The 15096-nt window shown below is 62.7% G+C and carries 15 protein-coding genes (1 of these 15 running past the window's edge); 5 read left to right on the plus strand and 10 right to left on the minus strand.

The window, feature by feature from the left end:
* Positions 1 to 66: 66 nt before the first annotated feature.
* Positions 67 to 1659 (plus strand): ABC transporter substrate-binding protein, encoded by a 1593-nt coding sequence (locus tag ACFOW7_RS16585; RefSeq protein ID WP_378166352.1) that lies wholly within the window; start codon positions 67 to 69, stop codon positions 1657 to 1659.
* Between the two features lie 293 nt (positions 1660 to 1952).
* Here the strand turns inward: ACFOW7_RS16585 and ACFOW7_RS16590 are convergent, their stop codons facing one another.
* The 5 genes from ACFOW7_RS16590 to queG form a co-directional block, all read right to left on the minus strand.
* Positions 1953 to 3500, minus strand: a complete 1548-nt coding sequence (locus tag ACFOW7_RS16590) for a YdgA family protein (RefSeq protein WP_378166354.1) — start codon at positions 3498 to 3500, stop codon at positions 1953 to 1955.
* A gap of 30 nt (positions 3501 to 3530) precedes the next feature.
* A complete protein-coding gene (gene purB, locus ACFOW7_RS16595; protein WP_378166356.1) occupies positions 3531 to 4901 on the minus strand; it encodes an adenylosuccinate lyase in 1371 nt (456 codons plus the stop codon).
* 141 nt (positions 4902 to 5042) lie between these two features.
* On the minus strand, positions 5043 to 5528 hold the full coding sequence (locus ACFOW7_RS16600) for a hypothetical protein (protein ID WP_378166358.1): 486 nt from the start codon (positions 5526 to 5528) through the stop codon (positions 5043 to 5045).
* Between the two features lie 179 nt (positions 5529 to 5707).
* Entirely contained in the window at positions 5708 to 6514 is an 807-nt protein-coding gene (murI, locus tag ACFOW7_RS16605; protein WP_378166360.1) for a glutamate racemase, read from the minus strand.
* A 49-nt stretch (positions 6515 to 6563) separates the two neighbouring features.
* The gene (queG, locus tag ACFOW7_RS16610) at positions 6564 to 7655 is read right to left on the minus strand and encodes a tRNA epoxyqueuosine(34) reductase QueG (RefSeq protein ID WP_378166363.1); all 1092 of its coding nucleotides are present in this window, start codon (positions 7653 to 7655) and stop codon (positions 6564 to 6566) included.
* Here queG and tsaE point away from each other — a divergent pair.
* Positions 7650 to 8123, plus strand: coding sequence for a tRNA (adenosine(37)-N6)-threonylcarbamoyltransferase complex ATPase subunit type 1 TsaE (gene tsaE / locus ACFOW7_RS16615; protein WP_378166365.1), 474 nt, complete (start codon positions 7650 to 7652; stop codon positions 8121 to 8123). The two genes, queG and tsaE, sit on opposite strands and share 6 nt — an antisense overlap.
* Positions 8099 to 9418 carry an N-acetylmuramoyl-L-alanine amidase gene (locus ACFOW7_RS16620; protein ID WP_378166367.1) on the plus strand — a complete coding sequence of 440 codons (1320 nt, stop codon included), beginning with the start codon at positions 8099 to 8101 and terminating at the stop codon, positions 9416 to 9418. The genes tsaE and ACFOW7_RS16620 overlap by 25 nt, the downstream gene beginning before the upstream one ends.
* A gap of 394 nt (positions 9419 to 9812) precedes the next feature.
* Here ACFOW7_RS16620 and ACFOW7_RS16625 read toward each other — a convergent pair whose 3' ends face one another.
* Complete coding sequence (locus ACFOW7_RS16625) at positions 9813 to 10820, minus strand: DUF475 domain-containing protein (RefSeq protein WP_378166369.1); 1008 nt, start codon at positions 10818 to 10820, stop codon at positions 9813 to 9815.
* Positions 10821 to 10868: 48 nt separating this feature from the next.
* The gene (gene rfbC / locus ACFOW7_RS16630) at positions 10869 to 11414 is read right to left on the minus strand and encodes a dTDP-4-dehydrorhamnose 3,5-epimerase (protein WP_378166371.1); all 546 of its coding nucleotides are present in this window, start codon (positions 11412 to 11414) and stop codon (positions 10869 to 10871) included.
* Between the two features lie 153 nt (positions 11415 to 11567).
* Between rfbC and bioF the strand changes: the two genes are divergently transcribed.
* Both bioF and bioH read left to right on the plus strand, forming a co-directional pair.
* The gene (bioF, locus tag ACFOW7_RS16635) at positions 11568 to 12725 is read left to right on the plus strand and encodes an 8-amino-7-oxononanoate synthase (RefSeq protein ID WP_378166373.1); all 1158 of its coding nucleotides are present in this window, start codon (positions 11568 to 11570) and stop codon (positions 12723 to 12725) included.
* Positions 12722 to 13486: a pimeloyl-ACP methyl ester esterase BioH gene (gene bioH / locus ACFOW7_RS16640; protein ID WP_378166375.1), complete on the plus strand. Its 765-nt coding sequence runs from the start codon at positions 12722 to 12724 to the stop codon at positions 13484 to 13486. Before bioF ends, bioH begins: the two co-directional genes overlap by 4 nt.
* A 149-nt stretch (positions 13487 to 13635) precedes the next feature.
* On the opposite strand, the gene ACFOW7_RS16645 is transcribed toward bioH, so the two are convergent.
* The 3 genes in view from ACFOW7_RS16645 to secB are tightly spaced (each overlapping or abutting the next) and all read right to left on the minus strand, a layout consistent with a single transcriptional unit that may run on beyond the window.
* The gene (locus ACFOW7_RS16645) at positions 13636 to 14625 is read right to left on the minus strand and encodes an NAD(P)H-dependent glycerol-3-phosphate dehydrogenase (protein WP_378166378.1); all 990 of its coding nucleotides are present in this window, start codon (positions 14623 to 14625) and stop codon (positions 13636 to 13638) included.
* A complete protein-coding gene (locus tag ACFOW7_RS16650; RefSeq protein WP_378166380.1) occupies positions 14622 to 15083 on the minus strand; it encodes an SH3 domain-containing protein in 462 nt (153 codons plus the stop codon). Before ACFOW7_RS16650 ends, ACFOW7_RS16645 begins: the two co-directional genes overlap by 4 nt.
* Positions 15052 to 15096 carry the 3' end of a protein-export chaperone SecB gene (gene secB, locus ACFOW7_RS16655; protein ID WP_378166382.1) on the minus strand. It continues 423 nt past the right edge of the window, so the window shows 45 of its 468 coding nt (coding positions 424–468); its start codon lies off the right edge, out of view; it ends in the stop codon at positions 15052 to 15054. Before secB ends, ACFOW7_RS16650 begins: the two co-directional genes overlap by 32 nt.

The raw sequence follows: 15096 nt of genomic DNA on the forward strand, positions 1-15096 counted from the left end.
CATTAAAAGGCTCTGGACGGACCTCGTGTCCGTCTTTTTTTATCCAGCAGAAGGAGGAGGAGGACCATGAAGACGCAACAAAAGCGTATCGGTATCTGGACTGCGCTGGTATTGACGGCGCTGACGGCGCAAGCCAAGCCGCTGGTGTTCTGTTCCGAGGCCGAGCCCGAAGGCTTCGACTACGCCATGTTTACCGCCAGCTCGACCTATAACGCGGCCTCGGCCACGATCTACAACCGTCTGGTCGAGTTCGAGACGGGCGGCACCCGGCTGGTGCCGGGGCTGGCCGAGAGCTGGACCGTGTCGCCCGATGGCCTGCAATACACATTCAAGTTGCGGCGTGGCATCAAGTTCCATAGCACCGACTGGTTCAAGCCCACCCGCACCCTCAATGCCGATGATGTGCTCTATAGCTTCCGGCGCCAGCTCGACCCCAAGCATCCGGGCGCCCGGGCTTCGCCGCAGGGTTGGCCTTACGCCGAGAGCATGAGCATGGCCGCGCTGGTGGCATCGATCGATAAGCTCGACGATCTGACGGTGCGCTTCACCCTCAAGTCGCCCGAGGCGCCTTTCCTGTCCAATCTGGCGATGGGCTTTGCCAATATCGTGTCGGCCGAATACGCCGGCCAGCTCGAAGCCGCCGGCCAGCCGGGCCGGATCAATACCCAGCCCATCGGTACCGGTCCGTTCATCTTCAAGCGCTACGAGAAGGGCGCCCAGATCCGCTACGAGGCCAACCCCGACTATTGGCGCGGCCGCCAGCCCATCGAGAAGCTGATCTTCGCCATTACGCCCGACCCGGCCGTGCGGGCACAGAAACTCAAGGCAGGCGAATGCAATTTCATCAGCTACCCCAAGCCCGCCGATATGGTCGAACTCAAGCGCGACCCACGTCTGCATGTCGATACCCAATCGTCGCTCAGCGTGGCCTATCTGGCCTTCAATACCGAACGTAAACCGTTTACCGATAAGCGGGTGCGTCAGGCCCTGGCGCTGGCGACCGACAAGGAGGCAATCAGCCGCAGCGTGTTCGAGGGCTACGCCAAACCGGCCCATCTGCCGCTGCCGTCTCAGATGTGGAGCTACGCCAAGTCGATCCAGCCCTACCGGCCCGATCTGGCCCGTGCCAAGAAGCTGCTGGCCGAAGCCGGCTATCCGCAAGGTTTCCAGACCCGGATCTGGGTGCGGATCGGCGGTGGCGGCGCCAACCCCAATTCCCGCCTGACCGCTGAATTGATCCAGGCCGACTGGGCCAAGATCGGTGTCAAGGCCGAGGTGGTGGCGCTCGAATGGGCCGAACTGCTACGCCGCACCAAGGCCGGCGAGCATGAAGTGACGATCAACGGCTGGGCCAGCGACAACGGCGACCCCGATAACTTCCTGACCCCCAACTTGAGCTGCGTCGCCGCCCGCAACGGCGAAAACCGGGCACGCTGGTGCAATCCGAAGTTCGATGCGCTGCTCAACCAGGCCCGGGTCAGCAATGACACGGCCCTGCGCAGCAAACTCTACCAACAGGCCCAGGCGATCTTTATCGAGGAAATGCCGTGGATCACCCTGGTCGAGCCGCTGGTGTCGGTGGTCTACAGCAAGAACGTGGTCGGCTTTAAACAGAACCCGTTCCTTAATATCGGGTTTTCAGGGGTGGCGGTGAAGTAGGGGAGGAGAGATAAGACAGAGGTTGGGTTTTGCCTGGATTTTGATAAAACGTTTAAATCTTGCACTGGATCTTGCACAAGATTTGCCGATTTATTTATTCTGGGTTGCACCACTTTCCCTTCCTCTGTTTCAGCGAGCATGGGCGAGTAGGGTACCTGGCGCGTTTGCGGTAAATCGCTGGAAATGCGCTGAGGCCCCGTTGCGTCCGCACTTGCCGCAGTCTGCGAGGGCTTCGGTGCGGACGCGACAACGCCCGGTCGGGACGGACCGGGCGTTGTCAAATGGCGTGGCGATCAATCGGGTTCTTCGTTTTCCTCGACGGTCGCCTCGTCACCGCCCACCTGGGGCAATTCGCTGCTCTTGGTCGGGATCTGCCAGGGCAGCGGCACATGATTGCCGTTGACCAGCAACTTGCCGGCCTTCCACTCGGCGGTGGTGGCCAGGTCTTTGCCCTCGACCCGGATCAGCTTCTGCTGGGTCAGCCGCTTGATCTGCACTTCCATCAGATTGCGCGCCAGATTGTCGAGATCGGCGGCATTGGGCTGCTCACCCTCGGCGGTATCGGTGGCGATCATGCTGCGGGCCTGCCACAGCACATAGGTTTCCAGCACCTGCTTGGGCACCCGCAGATCGGCCCGTGCGTTGAGCTTGCTGAGCAGTTGGGCCGGGTTGTCGATATCGGGGTCCTGGAAGCCCTTGAGCGCCAGATCGGCCCGGAAGCTGACCTCACCATCAGGCAGCTTGACCGACAGCTGGCGGATGGCCAGTTGCGGCTCGTTGCGCAACAGCGGCAGACCTTCCTTGAGGAACAGATCGAAGCCCTTGCGTGCCTGCACGCGCGGATCGGGATTCTCACGCTGGATCTTGGTCAGCAGCGGCGACAGCTTGCCGAGGGTCGGGCCATGCAGATGGTTGGCTTCCGCCACCAGCTTGGCCGGGCCGTAGGTCTTGCCGTTGAGCACCATCTGTTCAAGGCCGACATCGCGGCGCGAATCGACGAATTCACCCTGGGCGGTGGCGCCGGTCTTGTAGACCATATTGCGCAGCAGCAGCTCGACCGGCAGCCCGCTGTCCTTGGCGCTCGCTTCGACCAGCTTGAGCTGGCTGTCGCCCAGCATCACATCGCCAAAGGCGCGGGTATGGCGGGCGGTGAATTCCATTCCCTTCAATTCGATGCGCCGGCTCCGTTCCTGATTGACCTCGAACAGGAAGTAGGGCGCCTTGGCATCGATATCGACCCGGGTGAAATCGCGACCGTAGCGGATCTGGGCTTCCAGCCCTTCCCAGATCGAGCGGGCCTTGGCGAGCTTGCTCTGCCGGTTGAATTTCGGGATACGCAGGGCAAACGCCCCTTCATCGTCGAAACGGATACGGTTTTCCAGCTGCAAGGGCGGCTGTTCTCCGAAGATTTCACTCAGCGTCTCGCGCAGGTCGGGCGAGAACTGGAAATCGGTGGTGACCGCAGCCTTCAGCAGCGAGAAGTCGCCCTGCTTGAGCAGCGGGAACGGGCCGTGGCGCACGGTCTGGACATAGGTGAATTCGAGCTTGGACAGATCCTGGCCCGTCATCCCTTCGATATCGTGGCCGGCGAGCTTGAGCAGCTCGGCGTAGGGCTTGACGATATTGGGGTTCAGGGCCAGCGTCGCCCGCTCGCTCGACGAGAACCAGCCGCGCTGGTACTCGTGCGACTTGATCACGAAATAAGGTAGATCGGTCAGCAACTGACGCTGGCGCTCCAGGGTCCGCTCGGCCTCGACCCCGGCCCAGCGGGTGGTGCCGAGGTAGCCGAGCGCCAGCGCGCCGACAGCGGCGGCCGAAATCACAAGCGCTTTGTATTTCACAGTAGGTTTCCGTCCAGGATTCGGTAAGGATCAGACCCGACGCGCCAGGGCGCTGGCCTGACCGAGGTAGGTCCAGGGCGTCAGGGCCAGCAGGCGCGCCTTTTCCTCCTCGGGAATGGTGAGATTGCGGATAAAGGCGTGCAGCGTTTCCCGGTTGATGCCAGCATTGCCGCGCGTCAGATCCTTGAGCTGTTCATAGGCATTGGCCACCCGGTGGCGCCGCATCACGGTCTGGATCGGTTCGGCCAGCACTTCCCAGTTGGCGTCGAGATCGTCACGCATCGCCTGCGGATTGGCCTCGAGCTTGCCCAGACCCTTAAGCGCCGAGCTGTAGGCCAGCAGGCCATAGCCGAACGCCACGCCCATATTGCGCAGCACGGTGGAATCGGTCAGGTCTCGCTGCCAGCGCGAGATCGGCAGCTTCTGCGACAGATGGGTCAGCATGGCGTTGGCCAGACCCAGATTGCCTTCGGAATTCTCGAAGTCGATCGGATTGACCTTATGCGGCATGGCCGAGCTGCCGACTTCGCCCGCCTTGACCTTCTGCTTGAAGAAGCCGAGCGAGATATAGCCCCAGATGTCGCGGTTGGCGTCGATCAGGATGGTATGGATACGGATAAAGGCGTCGTACAACTCGGCCATATAGTCGTGCGGCTCGATCTGGATCGTGTAGGGATTGAAGCTGATCCCGAGCGATTCGACGAAGCGGCGCGCCAGACGTTCCCAGTCGACATCGGGGTAGGCCACCAGATGGGCGTTGTAGTTGCCGACGGCGCCGTTGATCTTGCCCAGCAGTTCGACTGCGGCGATCCGTTCGAGCTGACGGTCGAGCCGGTAGGCGATATTGGCCATTTCCTTGCCAAGCGTGGTCGGCGTGGCCGGCTGGCCATGGGTGCGCGACATCATCGGCAGATCGGCCAGTTGATGGGCCAGCGCGCGGTAGGCGGCGTGGACCTCGCGCAGCTTGGGCAGTAGGACTTCGTCGCGCGCCTGCTTGAGCATCAGCGCGTGCGACAGATTGTTGATGTCTTCCGAGGTGCAGGCGAAATGGATGAATTCGGTGATCGGGCCGATCTCGGGGTTGCCGGCCAGTCGTTCCTTGAGCCAGTACTCGATCGCCTTGACGTCGTGGTTGGTGGTGGCTTCGATCACCTTGATCTCTTCGGCATGGCTGACCGAGAACTGCTCGATGGTCTCATCGAGTTCGGCCAGCGTGGCAGCCGAGAAAGGCGGGACTTCGCCGATGGCCGGTTCGGCAGCCAGGGCCTTCAGCCACTCGACTTCGATTTTGACCCGCTGGCGGATCAGGGCGTATTCGCTGAAACAGTCGCGAAGGGCGTCTACCTGCTTCTGATAGCGGCCGTCGAGAGGGGACAGGGCGGTCAAGGCGGAAAGCGTCATGGCGATACGGCGTCGGGTGGAAACAAGCCCGGCATTCTAGCACGCCCCGCGCCCGGCTTAGGCGGCCCAAGCCAAGAAAAAAGCGACGTTGCCGTCGCTTTTTCTTCAATCTGCCTAAGGACTTAGCGCCGATTGTTGAGCTTATTTCTTGTCGACCCGCAACCGGCCGGTATAGCTGCCGGTATCGGTGTTGTAGGTCAAGGGGCCGTTGAGGCGCGGTTTGCCGTCCTTGTCGCCCAGCGTCAGGGTGTAGGCGGCATTGGTCTTGTGTTTGACGTCGAGCTTCTGACCGTCGAAGCTCGCCTGCTCGAACGCTTCGGTCAGATCGCCGTAGGGGGTGTCGTACATGGTGGCGCGGCCGACCACCCGATTGCCTTCAAGGCCGGTGATTTCAAGAATGGCGCGGCCTTCATAGCCCATGCTGTCGACGGTCCACTTGCCTTCCCAGGTGCCCAGCAGCGGCGATTGGCTGCTCGGGGCGGCCGACACCGGGGCGACCGGGGCAGGACTTGCTGGGGTGGCCGGCGGGGTCGGCGCTGCCGGCGCGCTCGACGGGCCGGACGGACTGGCACAGGCGCCCAGCAACAGGGTGGCTGCAAGGCCGCTCAGGGCGACGATACGCTTCATGGAAACTCCTTGGTTGCGATCTGACATGGCTTTGAATGATGGCATGCCCGCCCACGGCTCGCCAGTACTGGCCGATAAAGCGGCGATGCTGGGCAGGCAATAGAAAAATTTTTCACATTTTTTTGTAAAAACAACAAATGGTGCTGTGGACCTTACAACGGTTTTGCAGAATATTTTCTTTAGAGCTGGACCATTTCCAGATGCTGCAAACTGCGGCCAAGAAAGCGCTCGCCCACGGTCTGAAAGCGCAGCGGAATGTCGGTGACGTAGTAGCGGTAATGCGCCATCTCGCGATTCGGGGTGGCCAGATCGAGTTCGGCCAGCGTGCGCGCCGCCTGCTCGGCCACGCTGACCGCCGAGTCGACCAGCGCCACCGACGGCCCGGCCAGCTCGGCCAGCAAGGGCTTGAGCAGCGGGTAGTGGGTGCAGCCCAGCACCAGGGTATCGACCCCTTCGGCCAGCACCGGCTTGAGATATTCCTGGGCGGTGAGCCGGGTGACGGGATGTTCGAGCCAGCCTTCCTCGACCAGCGGCACCAGCAGCGGACAGGCTTGCGAATAGACCCGCATCTCGGCATCGAGCGCATGGATGCCCCGGGCGTAGGCATTGCTGTTGACCGTGGTCGGGGTGGCCATCACGCCGATCGAGCGCGAACGGGTGGCGGTCACGGCGTTGCGGCTGCCGGCGTCGATCACATCGAGCACCGGGATGCCGGCATGGGCGCGCACCTTGGCATCGGCCACCGCCGCGATGGTATTGCAGGCGATCACCAGCATCTTGACTTCATGGCGCAGCAGGAAATCCACCATCTGGAGGCTGAACTGCTCGATGGTGGCAACCGATTTGACCCCGTAGGGCACGCGGGCGGTATCGCCGAAGTAGACGATATCCTCGAACGGCAGCCGTTCCATCAACGCACGGGTGACGGTCAGGCCGCCGATACCGGAATCGAACACACCGATCGGACGTTGGGCAAGGCTGGGCATGGCGAGGGTCGGGAAAGACGGGACGCGCGATTGTAGCAGCACCGTGCAGCTAGCCAGCAGCCTTGTCGCGCTGGCAGGCCAGTGCCCAGTCGATATGTTCGCGTACCAGCTCGGACGGATGATCGGCCCGGGCTTCGAGCGCCGCTACGATGGCCGGGTCGGCCGGGGCATTGCCCAGTCCCACCGCGATATTGCGCAGCCAGCGCTCATAGCCGATCCGGTAGATGGCGGTGCCGGCGAGCCGGTTCTGGAAGTCGGTTTCGCTCCAGCTGAACAGTTCGAGCAAGGTGACGTCGTCGAGCCCGTTTCTGACCGCGAAATCGGCTTCGCGGCTATCGACGGCAAAGCGGTTCCACGGACAGAACAGTTGGCAATCGTCGCATCCATACACCCGATTGCCGATCAATGGCCGCAGTTCAGGCGGAATCGGGCCTTTGAGTTCTATGGTGAGATAGGACACGCAACGGCGGGCATCGAGCCGGTAGGGTGCGACGATGGCGCCGGTCGGGCAGACGTCGAGGCAGCGGCGGCAGCGACCGCAGTGTTCCTGGGCGGCGGGTGGGTCGAGCGGCAGCGGCAGATCGGTGAAGAGTTCACCCAGAAAGAAGTAGGAACCGTGTTCCCGGGTCAGCAGCAGCGTATGCTTGCCTCGCCAGCCGAGCCCGGCCCGGGTGGCCGCCTCGACTTCGAGTACCGGCGCTGAATCGACAAAGGCGCGATAGCCGAACGGGCCGATGGCCGTTTCGATCCGTTCGGCCAGCTGCTGTAGACGCCGGCGCAGCACCTTGTGATAGTCGCGCCCCAGCGCATAGCGCGAAACGAAGGCGCGCCGGCCGTCCTGCAATACGGTCTCGGCCGGGAAGGCGGCCGGGGCGCGGTAGTTCATCCGTACCGAGATCAGTCGCAGTGTGCCGGGCACCAGCTCGGCGGGCCGAGCCCGTTTCATCCCGTGGCTGGCCATATAGTCCATGTCGCCGTGGTAGCCGGCTTCCAGCCAGTCAGCCAGGCCGCGTTCGGCGCTGGCTGACGGGTCGGCCGGGCCGATTGCCAGGGCATCGAAGCCCAATTCTTGACCCCAGTGCTTGATTTGTTGCGCCAATGCCGCAAAATCGAGGGGTTTGTCGGAAGAGCCTTTATGCATAGTCGCCATCACATCCTGAGCGAATTCCTGCCGGACGAGGCCGCCACCTTGGCCTGTGGCGCCCGGCTGGCCCGGGCTTTGCGGCCGGGTACCGTGGTCTATCTTGAAGGGGATCTGGGTGCCGGCAAGACCACCCTGACGCGCGGTATTCTGCGCGGCATGGGCTATGCCGGTCGGGTGAAGAGTCCTACCTATACCTTGGTTGAACCGTACTCTTTGCCTAATTTATACTTCCATCACTTTGATTTATATAGATTTGCCGACCCGCTGGAGTGGGAAGACGCCGGTTTCCGCGAGTATTTCAACCGCGAATCGGTCTGCCTGGTCGAGTGGCCGGATAAGGCCGAGGGCTTTCTGCCCGAGCCTGACTGGCGAATCGCCCTGCGACCCGAGCAAACCGGTCGTCGTCTCACCCTCGTCGCTCCGACGACTCACGGACAAGCATGCCTCGCTCAACTGACCGCCTGAATCCCGATCGCCGCTTTTTCCTGCGCGGCGCCGTTGCCACCCTGCTGCTGGGCGTTGCCCCGCGGGCGCTGGCCGGTCCTTCGGTGGTCGCGGTACGGGTCTGGCCGGCCCGAGCCTATACCCGCGTCACCCTGGAGTCGACCGCTCCGCTGAAATTCAACCAGTTCATGGTGCCCGACCCCGACCGCCTGGTGGTCGATCTCGAAGGCGTCGATTGGAATAACGAACTCGCCACCGTGCAAGGCCGCGTCGGCAGTGACGACCCTTATATCAAACAACTGCGCGCCGGCCGCTATAAACCGGGCACGGTGCGCATGGTGCTCGATCTCAAGGCCGAGGTGAAACCGCAGGTCTTTCTGCTTGAGCCGTTCGGCGAATACAAGCACCGTCTGGTGATCGACCTCTATCCGACCAAGCCGGACGACCCGCTGCTCGCGCTGCTGGGCGAAGACGACCCGCCACCTGCCGATGCCAAGCCGCCCGCCGAGGTCAAGCCCGAGCGCCCTGCCAAGCCCGACAGCAAACCGGTCGAGGCCAAGGCCGAGGAGCCGGCCATCGACCGCAAGAAACTCGATGTGGCACGGCTGGTCACCATCGTGATCGATCCGGGCCACGGCGGCGAGGATCCAGGCGCGGTGGGCAAGGGCGGTACCTATGAAAAGACCGTGACGCTGGCCATCGGCAAGAAGCTGCAGGCGCTGATCGACAAGGAAGCCAATATGCGCGCGGTGCTGACCCGCGACGACGACTTCTTCGTCCCGCTCGGCAAGCGCGTCTCCAAGGCGCGCAAGGTCGGCGCCGACCTGTTCGTCTCGATTCACGCCGATGCCTTTGTCCGGCCCGATGCGCGCGGCTCCTCGGTGTTTGCCCTGTCCGAGCGCGGCGCCACCAGCGCCGCTGCCAAATGGCTGGCGCAGAAGGAGAACGAGGCCGACCTGATCGGCGGTGTCCGCCTCAATATCAAAGATCCGCATCTGGCGCAGACCCTGTTCGACCTGACCCAGACTGCCACCATCAACGACAGCCTCAAGTTCGGCCGCGCCGTGCTGTCTTCGCTGGGCGAGATCAACCGCTTGCATAAATCGCAGGTCGAACAGGCCGGTTTTGCCGTGCTCAAGGCACCTGATATTCCCTCGATCCTGGTCGAGACGGCATTCATCTCCAATCCCGAAGAGGAAAAGCGCCTGTCCGACGATAAATACCAGGACAAGATGGCCGAGTCGCTGCTGGCCGGCATCAAGCGCTATCTGGCCAAGAATCCTCCCCTGTCGCGTAATAAGCTCGCTGTCCTCTGAATGGCTGCGCCGGTTCCCTGCGAATCGGCGTACCAGCCTCTGTTTTCCGGAAATTTTCCTTTTTGATTGTGCTTTGCAGCAAAGCTTGCACGGGTTTTTCCGAATATTTTCTTATATGATCTGGCGCCACCATGATGGCGCAAAGGTCCAAGCCTGGGAACGGCATCTGCGTCAAACGCGACGTAAGACCGGCGCGACGGTCGCGCCCCGCTTGGATCGAGGAGGTAACAATGAGACTGATCAAGCCCAGAACCCGGGAAAGGAAACAGAGCCGGCTGGCCGCTTTGACGACCCTGTGTGTACTGGTGGTAGTCCGCGTCCTGATCAACTAGGGCATCCCAATAAAAAACGGCCTGTGCAAACAGGCCGTTTTCATTGGCAGACGGAAAACCGCTTATGTCTGGCTCGCTTCACGCGCATTGGCGCGCTTGGAGCTCCAGAACGCGATACCGATCAGGGCCAGACCGATACCGCCGGTCAGGGCTTCGGGGATATGGAACGACACCCCGCCCAGCATGATGGCCGCCAGGGCACCGATGGCCCAGAAGGCGCCGTGTTCGAGATAGCGGTAGTTCGACAGCGTGCCCTGATCGACCAGCATCAAGGTGAAGCTACGCACGAACATCGCCCCGACACCGAGGCCCAGTGCAATCACGAACAGATCGTTCGACAGCGCAAAGGCAGCGATCACCCCGTCGAAACTGAACGAGGCATCGAGCACTTCCAGATACAGAAAGCCCGCCAGACCCTGCTTGGCCGCACCGCCTGCCACATCATCGCTGCCGACCAGTCCGCCGATGCCGTCAGCGAGCACGAAGGTAATGATGCCGAACATGCCGGCGATCAGGAAATCCTGCTGGTGCTTGATATCGAGCGTCTTGCTGGCGGCGTAGAGCGCCAGGATGGCAAGGGCGATTTCAATCGTATCGAGCTTGCCGAGCTTGGTGAGCTGGGCTTCGATCCAGCCGAGCCAGTGGTGATCCTTGGCCTGGTCAACGAAGAACTTGAGGAACACCAGCAACAGGAAGGTGCCGCCAAACGCCGCAATCTGCGGGTGGGCGCTGGTCAGGACGCGCGAATATTCGGCTTTTTCGAAAATGGCCAGTCGCAGCACATCGATCGGCCCGAGCTGGGCGATCACGCCGACGATCAGCAGCGGGAAGATCAGCCGCATCAGGAACACGGCGATCAACATCCCCCAGACCAGGAAGCGCTGACGCCAGACCGGGTCCATATCCTTGAGAATCCGGGCGTTGACCACGGCATTGTCGAACGACACCGAGGTTTCGAGTGCGGCCAGAACCAGCACGATCCAGGCGCCACCGAGGCCGCCCAGCATATAGCCGCCTACCACCGAGAGGGCGGTAAAGATCAGCGAACCGCGAAAATACTTGAGTACCACGGGACTATCCTTTCCTTCGCCTGCCGCCATCCCCGGCGGCCAGGACGATCAAGCGTAGAGATCGGCCTCGGCAAGGCTGCGGCCGACCTGATCCTTGGCCGAGAGTTGCGGGGCGAAATCGATCGGCCATTGCACGCCGACCGCCGGATCGTTCCACATCAGGCAGCGTTCGTGGGCAGGGGCGTAATAGTCGGTGGTCTTGTAGAGGAATTCGGCGCTGTCCGACAGCACCACGAAACCGTGGGCAAAACCGGCCGGCACCCAGAGCTGGCGCTTGTTGTCGGCTGACAGATGGACGCCGACCCATTTGCCGAAGGTAGGCGAGCTGCGCCGCAGGTCGACTGCGACATCGTAGACTTCGCCGGCCACTACCCGCACCAGCTTGCCCTGGGCCTGTTCGATCTGATAATGCAGGCCACGCAGCACGCCGTGTGCCGACTTGGAATGGTTATCCTGCACGAAGTCGACCTGGCAGCCGGTCAGCTCGGCAAAACGCTGGGCATTGAAACTTTCGTAGAAGAAGCCTCGCTCGTCGCCGAACACCTTGGGTTCGAGAATCACGACGTCGGGAATGGCGGTTTTGATCGCTTGCATAAGCTGGATGGGAGCGGTTTTTTATTGACGGTCGAACGATAGCAGATTCACTCCGGGCGCGCTTATGACAAGGCGATGATTGACCGCTGGCAAGGAATGAAATGCCCGCTTTGGCACTACAATGCCAGACTTCGTTTTTACCGGGCCATCGTCATGAGCGATTGTTCCGCGCTGTTCGCCCCCTTGCAGCAGGGATTGGCACGTCTGGAGCAGGAACGGCTCCGTCGCCGCCACCGGGTGGTCGATTCGGCCACCGGCCGTTTCGCCCTGGTCGAAGGTCGCCAGCTGCTCAATTTCTGCGCCAACGACTATCTGGGTCTTGCCACGGCCCCCGCGCTTGCCGGGGCTGCCCAGGTCGCGTTGAGCCGCTATGGCAGCGGCAGTGGCGCCTCTCATCTGGTGTGCGGTCATCTGCGTCCGCATCAGACGCTGGCTGAGCGGCTGGCGCAATTTCTCGGCCTGCCGGCCGCGTTGACCTTTGCCACCGGCTATCTGGCCAATCTGGCTGTCCCGACTGCGCTGCTCGGTCGTGGCGATGCGGTGTTCGCCGACCGACTCAACCATGCTTCGCTCAACGACGGCTGTCTGCTGAGCCGGGCCGATTTCGTGCGCTATCCACATAACGATCTGGACGCACTGGCACGCAGGCTGGAAGCCTCAAGCGCCCGGGTCAGGCTGATCGCGGTCGATGCGGTCTTCAGTATGGATGGCGATCTGGCCCCGCTTGACCGCTTGCTCGCCCTGGCCGAGCGCTACGATGCCTGGCTCTATCTCGACGATGCCCATGGTTTCGGCGTCCTGGGTCAGGGGCGCGGCAGCCTCGCCCACTGGGGTATCGCTTCGCCCCGGATCATCTATATGGCCACCTTGGGCAAGGCCGCCGGCTCGGCTGGTGCCGTGGTGGCGGGCGATCCGGTACTGATCGAATGGCTGCAAAACCGGGCCCGCAGCTATATCTATACCACCGCCGCTCCCCCAGCCGTGGCGGCCACCACGCTGGCCGCGCTCGATCTGATCGAGGCAGATTCATGGCGACGCGAGCAGCTCCGGCAGCATATCGAGCGGCTGCGCAGCGGGCTGGCCGGGACATGCTATCGATTGATGGACTCGACCACCCCGATCCAGCCGATCCTTCTGCCTGATAACGCCACCGCGCTGGCCCTGGCCGAGGCCCTGTTCGAGCGCGGTCTGTGGGTTGCGGCGATCCGCCCGCCCACCGTGCCGACCCCACGCTTGCGCATCACCCTGTCGGCTGCCCACGAAGCTGCTGACATCGACCGCCTGCTCGAGGCACTCAAGGATTTGCAATGACGATCCATATCGACAGCGACGGTCGCGGCGATGACCTGGTGCTGATCCACGGCTGGGGTATCCACGGCGGCGTCTGGCAAAGTGTGGCCGAACGGCTCGCCGAGGATTACTGCGTCCATCGGGTAGATCTGCCCGGCTGCGGCCACAGTCCGATGGTCGAGCCCTATACCCTGGCGGCCCTGGCGGCTGAACTGGCAGCGGCCTTTCCCCTGCCGGTCCATGTGCTGGGGTGGTCGCTTGGCGGCGCTGTTGGCGTCGAATGGGCACTGAGCCAGCCCGAACAGGTACGCTCGCTCACGCTGTGCGCGTCCTCACCCTGCTTTATGGAACGACCCGACTGGCCGCACGGCACCCCGCCGACCGTACTGGGTCAGTTCGCCAGCAGTCTTGCCGATGACTATGCCGCGACACTCGAGATGTTCCTCGGTCTGCAAGTGATGGGCAGCCGCGATGGCCGTGCGGTCCTGCGTGCCTTGCAAGGTCATCTGGAGGCCCGTCCGGCGCCAAGTCGCGCTGCCTTGTTCGAAGGACTCGCCATCCTGCGCCAGACCGATCTGCGCCCACGGATGGCTGGGCTGGTCTGCCCACTTCTGCTTCAATACGGCGACCGCGACCGGATGACCCCGCCGGCCGCTGGCCATTGGCTGGCTGAAGTCACCGGTGCTCAGCTGGTGCTGCATCAGGGAGCCGGCCATGCGCCGTTTATCTCGCACCAGCAGGCGTTTATCGAGACTCAGCGGGAATTTCTGGCGCGATGCTGAGTGGACGTGTGGTCCCGTGGAGGCTTTGGAGAGAGGAAAAGAGGTATAGAAAAAAACAGGAAAAACGTCTGCTATATATGGGGCGGAGTTTAAAAGAAAATGAAAAAAGCGCCATAAATGGCGCTTTTTCTTGCGGAATGGCGTGATGATCAGGCCGCTTCTTTCTTGCTTTCCCGTCCCATCAGGGCGGCTACGGTGTCCTGAGCACTGGTGCCTTCGAACAGCATCCGGCAGACCGCAGCGGTGATCGGCATCTCGACGCCGAGTTTCTCTGCCTGGCGCAGCACTTCACGGGCGGTATTGACCCCTTCGGCCACATGGCCGAGATTGGCCAGAATATCGTCGAGCGACTGACCTGTCGCCAACAGCAGACCGACCTTGCGGTTACGCGACAGATCGCCGGTACAGGTCAGCATCAGGTCACCCATGCCGGACAGACCGGTAAACGTCTCGGGCCGTGCACCGAGCGCGACGCCAAAACGGGTGATTTCCGCCAGACCCCGGGTGATCAGGGCGGCCCGGGCATTGTTGCCGAGCGCCAGACCGTCGCAGACACCGGTGGCGATTGCCATCACGTTCTTGACCGCACCGCCGATCTCGGCGCCGATCACATCGCCGCTCGAATAGACGCGCAGTCGGCGCGAATGCAGTGCTGCGGCCATCTGGCGGGCAAAGGCTTCGTCCTCGGCTGCCAGGGTCAGTGCGGCTGGCAGCCCGGCGGCGACTTCCTGGGCAAAACTCGGACCGGTCAGAATGCCACGCGGCACATCGGCCGGCAGTTCGGCCGCCACCACCTGGTGTGCCAGCAACATGCTGCCCGCTTCGAGACCTTTACAGGCCCACAGCAGCGGCGCGCGCCGGCCAAGCCGGGCCAGCGCTTGCAGGGTAGGGCGCAGACCGGCGGTCGAGGTCACCACCAGGATCAGCTCGGCATCCTGAGTGGCGGCCGCCAGATCGTCGCTGATCGCCAGGGTATCGGGAAAACGTTGACCGGCCAGATAGCGCTCATTGCTGCGCTGCTCGCGCAGGGCGGCCATCTGGGTGGCATCGCGACCCCACAGCGTCACGGCGTGACGCTGGGCGAAACTCATGGCGAGCGCCGTGCCCCAGGCACCGGCGCCCAATACGGCAATCTTCATACTCCCCATACCTCCTCGATCCGGGCATAACCGACGGCGCCGTCACGGTGCTTGACCTTGACCCAGCCGCTTTTGCCCGCCTCGATCAGCTCGAACACCACATTGCGTTCGGCATTGAACAGCAGCGCCGACTTGGCATCGGGCATGGCATGGACGCCGCATTTCTGCGCAGTCACCACCACGGTGCGGCGCGGCGACAGTGATGCCCGACTGACCCAGGCCAGTGCGCCGGACTGATCGCGTACGCGCAGCCAGTCCTTGTTGTCGATCAGCACTTCGACCGGATAGCCACGACTGACGACGAACAGCTTCTTGGCCTTATCCGACGGCGCGTCGTAAAAAACCGCGCCGTGTTCCGCCGCGGAGCGGAATTCGAGCGCGGTCGCCGACAGCGCCGCCAGCGTCAGCATGGCGGCGGCGAAGCCCTTACTGAACGGTAGAGGGGGCTTCTTGGGCATTGGCTTGCTGCTG

It is taken from the genome of Chitinimonas lacunae, assembly GCF_042650885.1.
GTDB classification, from domain to species: Bacteria; Pseudomonadota; Gammaproteobacteria; order Burkholderiales; family Chitinimonadaceae; genus Chitinimonas_A; species Chitinimonas_A lacunae.

Coding starts and splice junctions, on each gene's coding strand:
- ACFOW7_RS16645 (WP_378166378.1), bottom strand. CDS start 14,625: ATGAAGATTGCCGTATTGGGCGCCGGTGCCTGGGGCACGGCGCTCGCC.
- purB (WP_378166356.1), bottom strand. CDS start 4,901: ATGACGCTTTCCGCCTTGACCGCCCTGTCCCCTCTCGACGGCCGCTAT.
- bioH (WP_378166375.1), top strand. CDS start 12,722: ATGACGATCCATATCGACAGCGACGGTCGCGGCGATGACCTGGTGCTG.
- ACFOW7_RS16600 (WP_378166358.1), bottom strand. CDS start 5,528: ATGAAGCGTATCGTCGCCCTGAGCGGCCTTGCAGCCACCCTGTTGCTG.
- rfbC (WP_378166371.1), bottom strand. CDS start 11,414: ATGCAAGCGATCAAAACCGCCATTCCCGACGTCGTGATTCTCGAACCC.
- ACFOW7_RS16650 (WP_378166380.1), bottom strand. CDS start 15,083: ATGCCCAAGAAGCCCCCTCTACCGTTCAGTAAGGGCTTCGCCGCCGCC.
- bioF (WP_378166373.1), top strand. CDS start 11,568: ATGAGCGATTGTTCCGCGCTGTTCGCCCCCTTGCAGCAGGGATTGGCA.
- ACFOW7_RS16585 (WP_378166352.1), top strand. CDS start 67: ATGAAGACGCAACAAAAGCGTATCGGTATCTGGACTGCGCTGGTATTG.
- ACFOW7_RS16620 (WP_378166367.1), top strand. CDS start 8,099: ATGCCTCGCTCAACTGACCGCCTGAATCCCGATCGCCGCTTTTTCCTG.
- tsaE (WP_378166365.1), top strand. CDS start 7,650: ATGCATAGTCGCCATCACATCCTGAGCGAATTCCTGCCGGACGAGGCC.
- queG (WP_378166363.1), bottom strand. CDS start 7,655: ATGCATAAAGGCTCTTCCGACAAACCCCTCGATTTTGCGGCATTGGCG.
- murI (WP_378166360.1), bottom strand. CDS start 6,514: ATGCCCAGCCTTGCCCAACGTCCGATCGGTGTGTTCGATTCCGGTATC.